This is a genomic window from Vibrio sp. Isolate22, from assembly GCF_022398115.1.
Classification (GTDB): Bacteria; Pseudomonadota; Gammaproteobacteria; order Enterobacterales; family Vibrionaceae; genus Vibrio.
On sequence record NZ_JAKEUW010000008.1, the window covers coordinates 93,061 to 110,773 of the forward strand.

Genomic DNA, 17,713 nt, shown 5'->3' on the forward strand with positions numbered 1-17,713 from the left:
AAAAAAGGCTAGCATCGAGTGCTAGCCAAATATAAAAGTTAGGAAGGGTGTTGCTTTTCCTCTAGGCTAACGTCATTGACGTTAGCCTGAGAAATATTATGCGGAAAGCATGAGTGAATCGGCTTTCGCTTCTAGGTTTGAGTTGCCCATTAAGAAGTCATCAATCGCAATTGCACATTCACGACCTTCGTTAATGCAGCGAACGACTAAAGACTGACCTGTACGCATATCACCAGCGGCAAAAACGCCTTTCTGGTTTGTTGCATAACCTTCAGAAGCAACGTTACCGCGCTCGTCCAGTTTGATATCAAGTTGAGCAAGTACACCGGTTGGCTCTGGGTGTAGGAAACCCATCGCTAGGAATGCTTGGTCACATGGAATCACACGCTCTGAGTTTGCTACTTCGTCAAAAGTAGGGCGCTCACCTGGTGCTGCATCTTTCCACACGATATCGGCGATACGTAGACCGGTCACTTCGCCTTGATCGTTACCGATGAACTCTTTGGTCAAGATGTTCCAGTGACGTTCACAGCCTTCTTCGTGAGAAGTCGTGGTCTTCATGATCATCGGGTATTGAGGCCAAGGCATGTTTGCAGGACGCTTCTCTGGTGGGATCGGCATGATCTCAACCTGAGTAATGCTCGCTGCTTTGTGACGGTTTGATGTACCTACACAGTCAGAGCCAGTATCACCGCCACCGATAACCACAACGTGCTTATCTTTAGCGTGAATCTCTTCACCTTTTAGGTCCATGTCGTTTGCACGGCGGTTGTTTTGGCCAAGGAATTCCATAGCAAAATGAACGCCTTTCAATTCACGGCCTGGGATTGGTAGGTCACGAGGAACCGTAGAACCACCAGTTAGCAATACCACATCAAACTCTTGGCGTAGCTGTTGAGCGTTAACATCAACACCAATGTGTTGATTCACTTTAAATTCAACGCCAGCTTCAGCCATTAGGTTGATCTTACGATCAATCACGTCCATGCCCAGTTTGAAATCTGGGATACCGAAACGCAGTAGGCCGCCAACTTTCTCGTCACGTTCAAATACCGTCACTGAGTGGCCAGCGCTGTTTAGCTGCTCAGCTGCGGCTAGACCTGCAGGGCCAGAGCCAACGATCGCTACGGTTTTACCTGTGCGAGAGCGAGGCGTTTTTGGTTTTGCGTACCCTTCACGGTACGCAGTTTCTACAATCGTTTTCTCGATATTACAGATGGTGATTGGGTCTTGGTTAATACCTAGTACACAAGCACTCTCACAAGGAGAAGGACACACACGACCTGTAAACTCAGGGAAGTTATTGGTCGAGCTTAGGATGTTCCAAGCTTCTTCCCAGCTGTCACGGTAAACCGCGTCATTAAATTCTGGGATGATGTTACCAATTGGACAACCGCTGTGACAGAAAGGTACGCCACAGTCCATACAACGAGATGCTTGAGTATTGATCTTGTCGCCAAACTCTTCGTTAAGTACGAACTCTTTGTTGTCTTCAATACGAACCGATGGATCGAGCTTCTTTGGAAGCTCGCGACCGTGTTCTAAAAATCCAGTAGGCTTACCCATTATACTGCCTCCACTTCTTCCGTTTGTGCCTGTTGTGCTTCAGCTTTACGCTTCTCAAGAACTGCTTTGTAGTCGCGTGGCATTACTTTAATTAGTGATGCAACACTTGCTTCAAAGTTGTCTAGGAAAGACTGAGCAACTTCACTTCCTGTGAATTCAACGTGCTTGGTTAGCATATCTAGTAGAAGATCTTTATCTTCTTGTTCAATTGGATCTAGGTCTACAAGTTCTGGGTTAAGCTTGGTTTCGAAGTCACCGCCTTTATCCCAAACATAAGCGACACCGCCACTCATACCCGCAGCAAAGTTACGACCTGTTGAGCCAAGGATAACGGCAACACCGCCAGTCATGTATTCACAACCGTGGTCACCAACGCCCTCAACAACAACCTTCGCACCTGAGTTACGAACACAGAAACGTTCACCAGCCATACCGCGAATGAAAGATTCACCGGAGGTCGCACCGTAGAAACATACGTTACCAACCACGATGTTATCTTCAGCAACGATAGATGATTTCGCATCTGGGTACAGTACCAAAGTACCGCCAGACAGACCTTTACCCCAGTAATCGTTCGCGTCGCCTTCTACTTCGAACTTAACGCCTTTCGCAAGGAACGCACCGAAAGATTGGCCAGCACTACCGTGGAACTTAACGCTCATTGGTTGTGGTAAACCTTGGTCTTTGTAAACCTTCGAGATTTCGTTCGACAGCATGGTACCCGCAGAGCGGTCCGTGTTGATGATTGGGAAGGTCGCATTTACAGCTTCACCTTTCTCAAGTGCAGGAATCGCAGCTTGGATCAACTTGCGGTCTAGAACATCTTCTAGGTTGTGGTTTTGTTGAGTCTGGTTGTAGATACCATCTTCTTCACGAGCCTGCTCAATGTGCAGTACAGGTGTTAGATCTAGGTTTTTGTACTTCCAGTGGCCGATGTCGTCACGAACTTTAAGTTTGTGCGATTGACCAACCATCTCATCGATAGAGCGGAAGCCAAGTTCAGCCATTACTTCACGTAGACCTTCAGCCATGTATTGGAAGAAAGTCACTACGTCCTCTACGCGGCCGTCGAAACGCTCACGCAGTGTTTTGTTTTGTGTCGCGATACCAACAGGACATGTATTCTTGTGACACTTACGCATCATGATACAGCCTTCAACGACCAATGCTGCTGTTGCTACGCCCCACTCTTCAGCACCAAGTAGTGTTGCTACTGCAAGGTCACGTGGTGTTTTCATCTGACCATCAGACTGAACAACGATACGGTTACGTAGGCCGTTTTTCAGTAGTGTTTGGTGCGTTTCCGCTAGACCCAGCTCCCAAGGCAGACCTGTGTGACGGATAGAAGACATCGGAGATGCACCCGTACCGCCATCAAAACCTGCGATCAGTACTACGTCAGCTTTCGCTTTTGCTACACCCGATGCAATCGTACCTACACCAGCTTCTGATACTAGCTTCACGTTGACACGACCGTTACGGTTCGCGTTTTTCAGATCGTAGATTAGCTGAGCCAAATCTTCGATTGAGTAGATATCGTGGTGTGGCGGTGGTGAGATTAGACCTACGCCTGGAGTCGAGTGACGCGTCGCACCGATCCAGTCATCAACCTTATCACCAGGTAGTTGACCACCTTCACCAGGTTTCGCACCTTGAGCCATCTTGATTTGCAGCTCATCAGCGTTCGATAGGTAGTAAGACGTTACACCAAAGCGACCAGAAGCCACCTGTTTGATAGCAGAACGTTCCCAGTCACCGTTTTCTTTGCGTTCGAAACGTGCTGGATCTTCACCACCTTCACCTGAGTTTGATTTCGCACCGATGCGGTTCATTGCAACAGCCAGTGTTGAGTGAGCCTCATGCGAGATAGAGCCAAAGCTCATTGCGCCAGTAGCGAAACGCTTAAGGATATTCTCAATTGGTTCTACTTCTGCTAGAGGAATAGAGCCTGCTGGGTTTTTGATGAAATCAAGTTGACTACGTAATGTTGCTGCGTTGTCGCCTTGGTCATCGACTGCTTTTGCGTACTTCTTGAACTGACCGTAATCTTTGTTACGCGTCGACTCTTGAAGTAGAGAGATGGTTTCTGGGTTAAATAGGTGTTTCTCACCACGTTGTTTCCACTGGTAAACACCGCCAACATCAAGGATTTGAGCTGGGATTTCACGAGCTGGGTAACCAACACGGTGACGAACAAGCACTTCACGTGCGATGTCGTCGATGGTTAGACCTTGAATACGAGAAACCGTACCTGTGAAGTATTTTTCAACTACTGACTTGCTGATACCAAGTGCTTCAAAGATCTGTGCACCGTGGTAAGACTGCAGTGTCGAGATACCCATCTTAGAGAAGATCTTCAGTAGACCGCCGTTAACACCTTTACGGTAGTTATCGAAGAACTCACGTGGGTGAACGTTCGGGTCTAGTTTCTTAGTACGTTGTAGTTCAACAATCGTTTCAATCACTAGGTATGGGTTAACTGCGTTTGCACCATAGCCAAGAAGCGTTGCGAAGTGGTGTGTTTCACGAGCATCACCCGTTTCAACCACGATGTCACACTTAGCACGTAGGCCTTTACGGATTAGGTGGTGGTGTACCGCGCCAACCGCCAGCATTGCTGGAATTGCAGCGTGGTTAGAGTTAACCGCACGGTCAGTCAGTAGGATGATAGAGTAACCATCAATCACGGCATCTTCTGCGTATTGGCAAATACGTTTTAGTGCACGCTCTAACTTACCTTGGTCTCCATTTGCTTGGAATACGATATCCAGCGTCTTCGCTTGAAGGTGCTCGTTATCGATAGCACGCAGCTTTTCTAACTCAGAGTTAGACAGTACTGGAGACTCAAGCTCTACCTTTTGACAGTGTTCAGGTGTTTCTGAGAGTAGGTTCTGATCTTTACCTAGGTAAGTGTTCAGAGACATAACCATACGCTCACGGATCGGGTCGATCGGTGGGTTAGTTACCTGTGCAAACAGCTGCTTGAAGTAGTTTGAAAGGTGCTGCGATTGGTGAGAAAGAATCGCTAGCGGCCAGTCAGCACCCATTGCAGAAAGTGGCTCATAGCCGGTTTTCGCAAGGGGTAGAATGATTTCGTTCACTTCTTCAGAGCTCACACCAAACGATTGTTGTTTGTGGAGAAGTTTCTCTGGAGAAGGTTGGCTAAATTCGTTGCTCGCGTCTGGTAGCTTTTTCAGGCTCAGAAGGTTCTCTTCAACCCATTTTTCGTAAGGTTGAGATTTCGCGATGCCATCTTTCACTTCTTCATCAGAAATGATGCGGCCTTGCTCAAGGTCAGCAACGAAGATACGACCTGGTTGTAGACGACCACGGTATTCAACGTTTTCTGGTGCAATTTCAACAACGCCAGATTCAGACGCCATCACTAGGAAGTCGTCTTTTGTCACTGTGTAGCGAGAAGGGCGCAGACCGTTACGGTCGAGAGTTGCACCTACTTGAACACCATCAGTGAAACATACCGAAGCTGGGCCATCCCATGGTTCCATTACGTTCGCGTGGTACTGGTAGAATGCGCGACGAGTTGGGTCCATGTTTTTGTTTTCTTGCCATGCTTCCGGGATCATCATCATCAGCGCATGTGGCAGAGTACGACCAGACAGAACTAGAAGCTCCAATGCCATATCGAAGTTTGATGAATCCGAGCTACCTTCCTGACAGATAGGCAGTAGCATGTCGATTTCAGCTTGTGTGAATAGATCCGATTCTAGGATCGCTTCACGCGCTTTCATCCAGTTTAGGTTGCCGCGAACCGTATTGATTTCACCGTTATGTGCGATGTAACGGAAAGGCTGAGCTAGACGCCAACGTGGGAATGTATTGGTAGAGAAGCGAGAGTGTACTAGTGCTAGAGCCGTCACCATAGTTGGGTTTTGTAGGTCTAGGAAGTACTGAGGAACTTGTTCTGTTGTTAGCTGACCTTTGTACACCAACGTCTTGTAAGACATAGAGTTGATGTAGAAGTCATCACCGATATTTGAAACGCTTTCTAGACACACGCGAACGGTGTAGTTACGTAGAACGTACAGTTTGCGCTCAAGCTCTTCTGGAGTAATACCAGGGCCGCCAGAGATAAATACGTGTTCAAATTGAGGTTCAGTGCTTAGTGGGTCAGCACCAATCATTGAATTGTCCGTCGGAAGTTCACGGTAGCCGATCACTTCTAACTCTAGGCGTTGTGCATTGCGTTCTAGAATGTCGCGACACTGTGCACGTTTGTGTTCATCTTTAGGGAAAAGTACAACACCAACACCATATTTTTCAAAAGACGGCAGTTTAATTCCAAGCTTAACGGCTTCTTCAAGTAAGAATTCGTGCGGCTTCTGTAGCAGGATACCTGCACCATCACCAGAACACGGATCGCAGCCTTGGCCGCCACGGTGTTCCATACGTGCAAGCATATCGAGTGCTTGAGTTACTACATCATGAGATTTGCGATTCTTTAGATGCGCAACAAAACCGATACCACAAGCGTCATGCTCCAGTTCAGGAGTATACAGACCCTGTGAGTTCTGCTCTTGATCTACCATAGATACATCCTTCCAGTTAAATCTAGGCGCAACTTCTTTGTATAAAGTCAGCCTTGTCCTTTTATATTTATGAGTCTAAACCGGCCTGTGTTGGCGGTTTGAATCCTTTCCGTATCTCGCAGGAAAAGTATTGCGAGAAAAACAATCCTTGGTGATATCCGTTTATTTTTAGCCACAAACTAGTGGTTTATATAGGTGGGAGTTAGATATCACCGACTTATTAGCAAGTTTTCGTTGTAAGAAATTACACAAAAATAGCCAATATGTGTAAGTATCCTACAATTTTGTCTAGGCGAATTGCAATGAAAGTTGAACCGTGTAGACCATTTTTTTCGTTTTATTTTGAATTTTATGTCTAACAAATGTGCAACATTAGGCAAATAGAGCGACTTTTTTGCATGTTTATTGATATTTGATAGGTTGCTCGCAAAAAGCCTTGAGTAAACTAATTGGTCGAATTTTGCAGGGATGTAATTTTTTTTCAAAAAAGACTGATATTCATTCTTATTTACTTGAGCGCTTTGAAAATATGCAATTACATGAGTTGGTCAATACTATCGGCCAAGATCTTCAACGCCGTTATGGCGAAAAGGTTCACAAACTAACACTGCACGGCGGTTTTAGTTGTCCAAACCGAGATGGCACCATTGGCCGCGGAGGCTGCACTTTTTGCAATGTGGCTTCCTTTGCTGATGAACAAACTCAGGTTCAAAGTATTGCAGACCAACTAAAAGATCGTGCGGGTGAAATTGCTCGTGCTAAGAAGTATCTTGCTTATTTTCAGGCGTACACCAGTACTTATGCTGAGGTGCAAGTGCTCAAGAATATGTACGAAGAAGCGCTAAAAGCACCGGGCGCCGATATTGTAGGGCTCTGTGTTGGTACAAGACCTGACTGTGTGCCTGATTCTGTTTTGGAATTATTGGCTGGTTATGTTGAGAAAGGGTACGAGATCTGGCTAGAGCTCGGCTTACAAACGGCTAATAATGATACTCTTAAGCGCATCAATCGCGGTCATGATTTTGCGGTGTATGAAACGATCACCCAACGTGCACGTGCTCTCGGAATTAAGGTGTGTACTCACCTAATTGTTGGACTACCAAAAGAGACCAAAGCCGATAATCTTGAAACTTTAGATAAGGTATTAGCAGTCGATACAGATGGCATCAAGCTTCATGGCCTTCATATAGTAGAGGGAAGCACTATGGCCAAAGCATGGAAAGCCGGCAAGCTAGAAGCACCAAGCCTTGAAGAGTATGTCGAGATTGCTACTGATATTATCCAACGCACCCCTGCGAACGTGGTTTACCATCGTGTTTCATCTGCGGCAAGACGTCCTACGTTACTCTCTCCTTTATGGTGTGAGAACCGTTGGCTAGCGATGACAGAGATAGGTCGATCACTGGATAAAACCGGTGCACAAGGCATTAAAACAGGCTCTGCATTCGAGTACACATTACCTGTTTTAAACGCAACTGATTGATAGAAATGAGTGAGAGTAGGTAACAGCAGATAAAACCAACAAATAGTGGTAACATTTCCCTCACAGATTTTATGGTATAGATTGAGAGTAGATGGAACTGGTAATGACTTGGTTGTGGGATAGAGCGTATGGCTACGGTATTTATATCGTTCTCATACTGCTGTTTGCCCTGATCTGCTGGCATCTTTATGCTCGTTATCAGTCGCACATTGAACAACTGCTACTCTCTACGCCATCTCCTCTCTTTTTCGTTGATGTCCGAACCGGCGAGATCTTGTATGCCAACCGCCAAGCGATGCAATTGCTTGGTATTCGCCAGATTGGTATTCACTTTCGTTTTCCAACAGTAGAGAGCGAGAACAGCTTTCGCCATTACCTTACCAATCACATCAACTCTCGATCATTTGAGCAGAACTCGTTGTGGGCGCTGTCTGAGTTTGAATCTTTCAAGATCAATCTTGTGGGGCGTAAGATCCGCTTTAGAAGCAAAAAGTCATGGATGATTCACGCATCCCCCTATAAGAACACTAATGAAGAGTTGTCCCAAGAGCTGCGTGAACTGAACGTTGCACGAACGGCTTTGGACTCTTTGTCTGAACTGATCTACGTAAAAGATCAAAAGGGTGAACTGCTCGCGAGTAATCGCTCGTTTAAAAAGTTTTGGCATGGCCGCCCGGAAGAGGGCACCTTGAGCGTTTCAGGTGGTGCACTGAAAGGGCGCGTTAGTGAGCGTTCATGGACAACTGACCAAGATGGTAAAAGCTGCCTACTCGAAACGTACCAAAGCGTCTTACTTTCTCAAGATGGGGAAAATATAGGGACACTTTCTATTAGTCATGATGTGACCGATTGGCATGACATGCAGCAACAACTACGTGGCGAAATGGAGAAGCGGAAAGACACCGAGGTGGCACTTGCGCAAAGAGACACTATCTTACAAAACATCTTGGAAGCTAGCCCAGATTCGATCGGTATCTTTAATGAAAACATGGTTTATCAAGCGTGCAATAAACCTTTTGTTACAGCGCTCGGGATCTCTGAAGTCAGTGACTTGATTGGTAAGCGACTACAAGATGTCGTGCCAAACAGTATGTATGTACGGATCTCTGAAACCGACCACCAGGTTCTTCATCAAGGTAAATCGCTGCGCTATATCGATAAGGTGATCTCTAGTGATGGTGAATACACTTGGTATGACGTGGTGAAGTCGCCATTTAGAGACCCTGCATCTAGCACCAATGGGGTGTTGATCATGGCTCGTGATATCACCGAGCGTTACCTTGCAGAGCAGAAGCTCGAAGAGGCGAACTTGGAGCTTGAACGTCTCAGCTTTATGGACAGTTTGACTCAGGTTTCTAACCGACGCCGCTTTGATGAACAGTTGTCGACACTGTGGCATTACCATGTGCGAGAGAAGTTGCCGTTGACCATCATGCTTTGTGACATCGACTTCTTTAAAGGCTACAACGACTACTACGGTCACCAACAAGGTGATGATGCGCTGATTCAAGTCTCTCAGGCGTTTAAGAAGGTACTTAACCGTTCGTCAGATTGTGTGGCTCGTTATGGTGGTGAAGAGTTTGGTTTTATTCTGCCAAACACAACCGCGGACGGAGCATTGATGGTCGCACAGCGAATTCATGATGAAGTGCTAAAGCTGGGGCTGATCCATGAAAAATCGACCGTTTCTGAGTTTATTACCGTCAGTATTGGTGTTATCTCTTATGTACCGACTCCTGAAGATGAGATGGAGTCTGCGGTAGCGTTAGCCGACAGTGCGCTTTATCAAGCGAAGTCTGATGGTCGAAATCGTTCGAGCGTGCATCCATCGTCGATTCGCTAAACAAATTTATCACTGACTTAGCCTTTATTTACTTGGGTTATCTGTTTTAAACAATATAACCCAGCTCTCTTGCTGCATGTGATGTAGCTAGCTTACCTCCTATCTTCAAACAGGGTAGAATGTTGCTAGTCTTATCGCATGGAGCGCTAAATGAAACCCATGAAAAATCTCGCCCAGTATTACGTGGATCTACTCGTAAAGCTTGGGATTGTCCGCTTTTCTATCTTACTCGCCTTAGCGCTTGTTGCCCTCGCTGTTGTCGTGCAAGTCGGTATCACTCTCGCACTTAAAGGTAATGTTGATGACATCGACATTGTCCGCTCAGTATTCTTCGGTTTAGTGATCACACCTTGGGCCGTTTACTTTCTGTCAGTGGTTGTTGATCAGCTGGAAGAGTCTCGTCAACGGTTGGCGAAGTTAGTCTCTAAACTTGGTGATATGCGAGAGCGCGACCAAGAGCTGAATAATAAGTTGCAGCTTAATATCGAGAAGCTCAATCAAGAAATTGAAGAGCGTGAGAAGGCCGAAGAGGCGCGTGCTGAAGCGATGCATGACCTAGAGAATGAAGTATTTCAGCGTGAGCGCACTCAGCTTGAACTTGCAGAGCGAACGGCACTGCTGCGCTCGTTTATCGATGCCTCGCCTGACCTTATTTACTACCGTAATGAGGACGGCGTGTTCTCGGGTTGTAACCGAGCAGTTGAGGAGCTCACTGGCAAGACAGAAAAAGACTTGGTGGGTTTGACGCCGTGGGATGTGTACAGCAAAGAAATCGCTCAGCAAGTTGTTGAAACCGATAAGAAAGTTTTTGCCGACAACCAGGCACTCACCTACGATCAATGGCTCGAATACCCAGATGGGCGTAAGAGCTACTTCGAACTGCGTAAGGTGCCTTTCTACAGTAAAGATGGTCGCCACCTTGGTTTGGTGGGCTTTGGTCGTGATATTACCGAACGCAAAGAACACCAAGAGTCTATCGAGAAAGCGAGTCGCGATAAGACCACCTTTATTTCTACTATTAGCCACGAGTTAAGAACACCGCTTAATGGCATTATTGGCTTAAGCCGCATGTTGCTTGATAGCCAGCTGACCAGTGAGCAGCGCAAACAGATGCAAACCATCAAAGTGAGCGCTGTAACACTGGGTAATATCTTCAACGATATTATCGATATGGATAAGTTCGACCGTCGCAAGCTTGAGCTATTCCCAACCCCGATCAACTTTGAAGACTTTGTTGTGGAGATCGAAAGTATCTCGGCACTGATGGCTGAACAGAAAGGTTTGAGGTTCGACTTAGAACGATTGTCTGATCTTCCTGTGGCTGTTGAAGTTGATGGTACTCGTTTGAGACAGGTGCTGTGGAACCTTGTTAGTAACGCGATGAAGTTCACCAAAGATGGTGGCGTGGTGATGACGGTTAGCGCCGATATTGATGGTGACTTTGCTAACATCACTATGGAAGTTGAAGACACAGGCATTGGTATTCCTGAAAGTGAGCTCGAGAAAATCTTCGCGATGTACTATCAGGTGAAATCAGGCACCGATAACTTGCATGCAGTGGGAACCGGTATTGGTCTTGCTGTCTCTAAACAGTTGATCAACATGATGGATGGTGACATTGAGGTAACCAGTGAAGAGGGCTTTGGTAGTACCTTCACGGTTTCGATTCGTGTGCCTGTTAATCATGATACTCAAGCCTTGATTAAGACACCTCGAAAACAGTCGAACCTTAAGATCTTCATGGTTGAAGATATCGAACTCAATATCACGGTTGCGCGCTCTCTGTTGGAGAGCCTAGGTCATGAAGTGACGGTGGTGATGACTGGTAAAGAGGCACAAATTGCCTTCAACCCAGAAGACTATGACTTGGTATTGTTGGATATCCAGCTACCAGATATGACAGGCTTCGATATTGCCCAGTACTACCGTGAGAAATACACCCAATTACCGCCGTTAGTGGCATTGACTGCGAATGTACTAAGTAACAAGCAAGAGTACTTCCAGAAAGGTATGGATGAAGCGATCAGTAAACCGCTATCCGTGAGAGCGATTCAAGATGTGATCAGCGAACTTATCGAGGATGCACCAGAGGCTGTGAAAGAAGCCGGAGCGACCAAAAAGGTAGAGGAGAGTAAGCCGACGATTTCTTCGATTGACACCAGTTTGCTTGATATTGATATGCTAGAGTCTTATGTTGACATTGTTGGGCCGAAGCCGGTTTTAGATAGCATCGTGATGTTTGAAGATATGATGCCGGAGTATATGGAAATATTGAACTCCAATATGGTCGCGAAAGACCAAGCCAGTATCGTTTCTGAGGCGCACAAGATTAAAGGTGCTGCAGGTTCAATTGGTTTGAAGCGCATCCAGCAAGTGGCTCAGAAAGCTCAATCTCCAGACCTACCAGCTTGGTGGGAAAACATTTCAGATTGGGTCGATGAGATTAATAACGAATACCAGAATGACATTGAAGTCTTAAAGAGTTGGTTAAACCAAAGGTAGAAGAATAATGAAAAAATTAGCATTTGCCGCATGCGTAGTGGCATTAGCGGGCTGTGCTGCACCACGAGTTGAGTGGCAGCAGGACAACCAAGTTGAAGTATCTGCAGCGACAGTCACAATGAAAAGCAACCTTTGGCACAACAAGATGCCAACGATCGGAGAGACTCAAGACAAGACTCTGCATGGCGCTATTTACCTAGAGTCAGATTCTGAATTACCAGCAACACTAGCGGTGGAGAGTGTGACCGTTAAGCAAGGTGCAGATACCTTGTTAGTAACGGCTGACGATCTTGATCTAAGAACGCACAGCGAGACTCAGTGGGAAGTTGCGTTTGTATGGCAGCTAGAGATTGACAGCGAAAAGCCTGTTGATGTTGCGGTTGAACTGAAAGACGGTGAAACGGTGAAGTGGCTGGTGGAGAAAGAGGTTAAGGTCGATACGGTTTACTAAACCTTATTCAATCCAGAACTACAAAAAAGGGAGAATGCGCTAGCATTCTCCCTTTTTAATAACTATTGATTGCGCTTCTACTGTAATAAAACACTCAGTGTTTAATGATTAGAAACGCCAATCTAATTAGTCTTCTAGGTCACCACAGAAGCGGTAGCCTTCACCGTGAATCGTAGCGATGATTTCTGGTGTACCAGAAACAGATTCAAAGTGCTTACGAATACGACGGATTGTTACGTCTACAGTACGATCGTGTGGCTTAAGCTCACGGCCTGTCATCTTCTTAAGAAGGTCTGCACGTGTTTGGATCTTACCTGGGTTCTCACAGAAGTGAAGTAGAGCACGGAACTCTGAACGAGGTAGCTTGTAGCCTTCGCCATCTGGGCTAACCAGAGAACGACTGTTGATATCTAGTACCCAACCGTTGAACTCGTACTTCTCAACGCTGCGCTTCTCTTCTTGAACAGAGCTTGTGCTCATTGAACGGTTAAGAAGGTTGCGTGCACGGATAGTCAGTTCACGAGGGTTGAAAGGCTTAGTGACGTAATCATCAGCGCCGATCTCTAGGCCTAGGATCTTATCAACTTCATTATCACGACCAGTTAAGAACATAAGCGCTACATTTGCTTGCTCACGTAGTTCACGCGCAAGTAGTAGGCCATTCTTACCTGGAAGGTTGATGTCCATAATTACAAGGTTAACTTGGTTGTCAGATAGCACTTGGTGCATCTCTTCACCGTCGCTAGCCTCAAAAACAGCATATCCCTCTGCTTCAAAAATACTCTTTAGAGTGTTACGAGTTACTTGCTCATCTTCAACGATAAGAATCTGCGGGGTTTGCATTTGGCGGTACCTAAATTTGTGACGAAACTGTGCTAATAGAATAAATTCTAGGCAAAAACATAACATACAGGTAATGTATTTTTGATGATAACTTAAAGTTTTCAAAAAAACACTTACTTCCAGCTATCTGCCTTCCTTGAAGTATTGCCCAATAACGTAGATCCAGTACGCCTTTCAATCATTCTTTTAGTGATTGCACCGGATTCTATAATGTTAACAGCATGCTAACAACGCGAGAATGTTAATTCCATTCACTTTGTTGATTTACATCAATTGCCGTATCGCAACAAACTTTAATAGTATGGCTACAACTTAACCAGTGGTATGGTGACTATTTAGCAGGAAAACCAGAATGATTATTCGAGATAGTAATCACATCTCGCCTGCTAACGAACTGATTATGAACCAAGGAAGCCGAAAGCTGTCTTGAGATTCTAGTAGATAAATATGTTCAATCAAGCCTAATTCAGTATTAGATTGAGCATAGAACAATGAAAAAAAAGGAATAATTTTTAATAACAATATAAAAGCATAGGGGCTCGCCTGATTTACAGGTTTGCCTTACTCATGGAGGATATATGCACGATATAACACCTGACTTATGTGATGAGTTTGAAAGCAAAGTCACCCTACTTAACCTACCTTTGCAGAACTTCGGACAACGTGGTGCGTTCTGGGGAAAAATTGTAACAGTTCGTTGTTATCACGATAATTCCAAGGTTCGTGAGGTTTTAGAGACCGACGGCAATGGTAAAGTGTTGGTAGTTGACGGAAATGGTTCGTGTCAAAAAGCGCTACTTGGCGACCAACTCGCTATTCTTGCTATAGAAAATGGTTGGGAGGGCGTGATTGTTAACGGCGCTGTGCGTGATGTTGGCATGATGTCGCAAATGGACTTGGGTGTTCAGGCGCTAGGTGCATCACCATTCAAAACAGAGAAGCGCGGTGTGGGCCAAGTGAATGTAACATTGACAGTGCACAATCAATTGATTCAGCCTGGTGATTACATTTATGCAGATTGGAATGGTGTGTTAATTTCATCTGAGCTGCTGCTCGAATCTTAGGTTATTTACCTATATCAAGCTTACTGGGTTAGAAGCGAAATCCTAATCCTACTTCGACACCTTGCTGCCACTCTTCGTAATCAAGGGTGGCATGCAAATCCAAGTTGTCCGTCAGTTGTACTCGGCTCGATACTTCAGCTGCGACAGACTTCTCATTCTCTTCAGTTTCATCTTTATAGGTATGAAGAGAACTGTTGAAAGAGATCCTTTCTGAGAACTGGTAACTGACACCGCTCAAGAATCCACTTTCGTGTTTCAATGATGCACTGTTGATCCGCGTACCGACATAAAGATCCACATCGTCAAACAAACTATAGGCGTAGCCACTGTCGACTTTCCAAGTATCGAAACTCTCATTGGACGCATTTTGGGATGAGATAAAGAATTTGTGTGCCGAACGATCAATCTGACCAGGCAATAAGGGCAAGCTATTCGCAGAACAAACGATAGGCATAGCAAAGGCTAAAAGAATAAGTAATCTCTTCACTTCCCACTCCTGATGTTATTTATTATTGTTCTTTGAACGTTATCGTTCAATTAAAGCACAGTTCTTGTACGCTTGCTGAACAATCGATATAGCATTTTGTTATGACCCTATATGAAATTGATTGCTTTTCTCTGTTCGTTAATCAAACTGCATCTTCGAATTGTCGGTGCACACTGGATGTTTTATCACTGAAATGACGGTTTGCTCTGAAAAACGCTTCGAATGTAAAAAAAACGCAACTTTTCATTGACGTCTAGTGGTAAAAATTGATACACGTAGAGTAAAGCACAAGCAGAGAATTTGATATGCAGCACGTAAGCCACCTAGTAATGACCACAACCATTATTATTACCGACATTAACATTGTTGGGGCAGGCTGCTAAGTAACGGATTTTAAAAAAAAGGCCTGTATCCAACAAGATACAGGCCTTTTTTTGTACCATTTTTATGACTTATGGAGAAAGGGATGCGCGTTTTAAAGTTTGGAGGTTCATCATTAGCTGATGCAGATCGTTTTTTACGAGCGGCTGATATCATCGCTAATAATGCCCAGCAAGAAGAGCTAGCCGTTGTACTATCGGCTCCAGGAAAAACAACCAATAAGTTGGTCGCTGTTATTGAGGCTGCACTGAAAAATGGTGAAGCTGAAGCACAAATTACAGAGATCGAATCTTCATTTAATACTCTGTTTGCAGAGATCAAAGCGGTTGTGCCTTCTATTGATGGTTCAGCGTTTCAAGAGCAGGTCGATACCTCTCTTACTCAGTTAAAGCAGTTCGTGAACGGCATCAACCTACTTGGTATGTGCCCGAACCACGTCAATGCTCGTATCATCAGTAAAGGTGAGCGAATCTCTATCCAGTTAATGAAAGCGGTACTGGAAGCGAAAGGCCAACCTGCAAGCCTGATTGACCCTGTTCAATACCTATACGCTAAAGGTGATCACCTAGAAGCTATGGTCGATGTGGATGTCTCTACTCAGAACTTCCAACAATCACCACTTCCGAAAGGCCACGTTAACATCATGCCTGGTTTTACTGCTGGCAATGAGAAAGGTGAGCTAGTCACGCTTGGTCGTAATGGCTCTGACTACTCAGCAGCTGTGTTAGCGGCGTGTCTACGTGCTGATTGCTGTGAAATCTGGACTGATGTAGATGGCGTTTACAACTGTGACCCGCGCTTAGTTGATGATGCTCGTCTGCTTAAGTCATTGAGCTACCAAGAAGCGATGGAGCTTTCTTACTTCGGTGCTTCGGTTCTACACCCTAAAACCATTGCGCCTATCGCACAATTCCATATTCCTTGTCTGATCAAAAACAGCTTTAACCCTCAAGGTGCGGGCACACTTATTGGTCAAGACACTGGTGAAGATAACCTAGCGATCAAAGGTATTACGACGCTAAGTGACCTAACGATGGTTAACGTATCTGGCCCTGGTATGAAAGGCATGGTTGGTATGGCGAGCCGTGTATTCGGTGCAATGTCTTCAGCGGGTGTGTCTATTGTTCTTATTACTCAGTCGTCTTCTGAGTACAGCATCAGTTTCTGTATCGAATCAGCTGACAAGTTAAAAGCTAAGCAAGTACTATCAGAGGCATTCGAACTTGAGCTTAAAGATGGCCTATTAGAGCCAGTTGAGTTCATGGACGACGTTGCTATCGTGACTCTGGTGGGCGATGGTATGCGTACTTCACGCGGCGTTGCTTCTCAGTTCTTCTCTTCTTTAGCTGAAGTGAACGTTAACATTGTGGCGATTGCACAAGGCTCATCTGAGCGTGCTATCTCGGCGGTTATCCCTGAAGACAAAATTTCAGAAGCAATCAAAGCGTGCCACGAGAACCTATTTAATTCTAAGCACTTCCTTGACGTATTCGTTGTTGGTGTTGGCGGTGTTGGTGGTGAACTTGTTGACCAGATCCAACGTCAGCAGGGCAAGCTGGCTGAAAAAGGCATCGTGATCCGCGTATGTGGTTTAGCAAACAGTAAAGGCTTATTGCTAGACAGTGAAGGCCTACCACTAGAACAGTGGCGTGATCGCATGTCGAGCGCGCCAGAAGAGTTCAGCCTAGCTCGCTTAGCGGCACTTGTTCAACGTAACCACATCATCAACCCTGTGTTGGTTGACTGTACGTCTAGCGAAGATATTGCAGCGCAGTATGCTGACTTCCTAGCGGCAGGTTTCCACGTAGTCACACCGAACAAGAAAGCAAATACAGCAAGTATGGCTTACTACCATCAGTTACGTGAAGTCGCACGTAACTCACGTCGTAAGCTGATGTACGAGACAACCGTAGGCGCAGGTCTACCAGTAATCGAAAACCTACAGAACCTAATCTCTGCAGGTGATGAGCTTGAGAAATTCAACGGCATTCTGTCTGGTTCTCTTTCTTACATCTTCGGTAAGCTTGATGAAGGCATGACGCTAAGCCAAGCAACGAACATTGCTAAAGACAACGGCTTTACTGAACCTGACCCACGTGACGATCTATCTGGTATGGATGTGGCGCGTAAGCTGCTTATCCTTGCTCGTGAAGCTGGCATGGCACTTGAGCTTGAAGATGTAGAAGTTGACCAAGCCCTACCACCAGGTTTTGATGATTCAGGTACGGTTGAAGAGTTTATGGCTCGCTTACCTGAAGCGGACGCTTACTTCCAAGAGCAATCAGCTATCGCAGCAGAAGAAGGCAAAGTACTTCGTTATGTTGGTGAAATCGCGGAAGGTAAGTGTAAGGTTCGTATCGCAGCTGTTGATGGCGACGATCCAATGTTCAAGATTAAAGATGGCGAGAACGCGCTAGCATTCTACAGCCGTTACTACCAACCAATCCCACTTGTTCTTCGCGGCTACGGTGCCGGTACTGAAGTAACAGCAGCAGGCGTATTCTCTGATGTGATGCGTACTCTTGGTTGGAAATTAGGAGTTTAGG

10 protein-coding genes and 1 other annotated feature are annotated in these 17,713 nt (G+C 45.5%); of the genes, 6 read left to right on the top strand and 4 right to left on the bottom strand.

Annotation, left to right across the window (positions count from 1 at the left end; genetic code table 11):
* Positions 1-96: 96 nt before the first annotated feature.
* Together L1D55_RS07290 and gltB are read right to left on the bottom strand one after the other, a co-directional pair.
* On the bottom strand, positions 97-1,566 hold the full coding sequence (locus L1D55_RS07290) for a glutamate synthase subunit beta (RefSeq protein ID WP_102425685.1): 1,470 nt from the start codon (positions 1,564-1,566) through the stop codon (positions 97-99).
* A complete protein-coding gene (gltB, locus tag L1D55_RS07295; RefSeq protein WP_239916999.1) occupies positions 1,566-6,113 on the bottom strand; it encodes a glutamate synthase large subunit in 4,548 nt (1,515 codons plus the stop codon). Before gltB ends, L1D55_RS07290 begins: the two co-directional genes overlap by 1 nt.
* A 529-nt stretch (positions 6,114-6,642) precedes the next feature.
* On the opposite strand from gltB, the gene L1D55_RS07300 reads away from it, so the two are divergent.
* From L1D55_RS07300 to L1D55_RS07315, 4 genes are all read left to right on the top strand, one after another.
* The gene (locus L1D55_RS07300; RefSeq protein ID WP_239917000.1) at positions 6,643-7,596 is read left to right on the top strand and encodes a TIGR01212 family radical SAM protein; all 954 of its coding nucleotides are present in this window, start codon (positions 6,643-6,645) and stop codon (positions 7,594-7,596) included.
* A gap of 91 nt (positions 7,597-7,687) precedes the next feature.
* Entirely contained in the window at positions 7,688-9,439 is a 1,752-nt protein-coding gene (locus tag L1D55_RS07305) for a diguanylate cyclase (protein WP_239917001.1), read from the top strand.
* A gap of 150 nt (positions 9,440-9,589) precedes the next feature.
* Complete coding sequence (gene arcB, locus L1D55_RS07310; RefSeq protein WP_239917002.1) at positions 9,590-11,941, top strand: aerobic respiration two-component sensor histidine kinase ArcB; 2,352 nt, start codon at positions 9,590-9,592, stop codon at positions 11,939-11,941.
* Between the two features lie 7 nt (positions 11,942-11,948).
* Positions 11,949-12,392, top strand: a complete 444-nt coding sequence (locus L1D55_RS07315) for a hypothetical protein (RefSeq protein ID WP_239917003.1) — start codon at positions 11,949-11,951, stop codon at positions 12,390-12,392.
* A 126-nt stretch (positions 12,393-12,518) separates the two neighbouring features.
* On the opposite strand, the gene arcA is transcribed toward L1D55_RS07315, so the two are convergent.
* Positions 12,519-13,235 carry a two-component system response regulator ArcA gene (gene arcA, locus L1D55_RS07320; RefSeq protein WP_239917004.1) on the bottom strand — a complete coding sequence of 239 codons (717 nt, stop codon included), beginning with the start codon at positions 13,233-13,235 and terminating at the stop codon, positions 12,519-12,521.
* A 578-nt stretch (positions 13,236-13,813) separates the two neighbouring features.
* Between arcA and L1D55_RS07325 the strand changes: the two genes are divergently transcribed.
* Positions 13,814-14,299 carry a putative 4-hydroxy-4-methyl-2-oxoglutarate aldolase gene (locus L1D55_RS07325; RefSeq protein WP_008224339.1) on the top strand — a complete coding sequence of 162 codons (486 nt, stop codon included), beginning with the start codon at positions 13,814-13,816 and terminating at the stop codon, positions 14,297-14,299.
* A gap of 28 nt (positions 14,300-14,327) precedes the next feature.
* On the opposite strand, the gene L1D55_RS07330 is transcribed toward L1D55_RS07325, so the two are convergent.
* Positions 14,328-14,786 (bottom strand): ribonuclease regulator, encoded by a 459-nt coding sequence (locus L1D55_RS07330; RefSeq protein ID WP_239917005.1) that lies wholly within the window; start codon positions 14,784-14,786, stop codon positions 14,328-14,330.
* Between the two features lie 318 nt (positions 14,787-15,104).
* Positions 15,105-15,223, top strand: a sequence feature (Thr leader region).
* A gap of 29 nt (positions 15,224-15,252) precedes the next feature.
* Between L1D55_RS07330 and thrA the strand changes: the two genes are divergently transcribed.
* The gene (gene thrA, locus L1D55_RS07335) at positions 15,253-17,712 is read left to right on the top strand and encodes a bifunctional aspartate kinase/homoserine dehydrogenase I (protein ID WP_239917006.1); all 2,460 of its coding nucleotides are present in this window, start codon (positions 15,253-15,255) and stop codon (positions 17,710-17,712) included.
* Position 17,713: the final 1 nt, after the last annotated feature.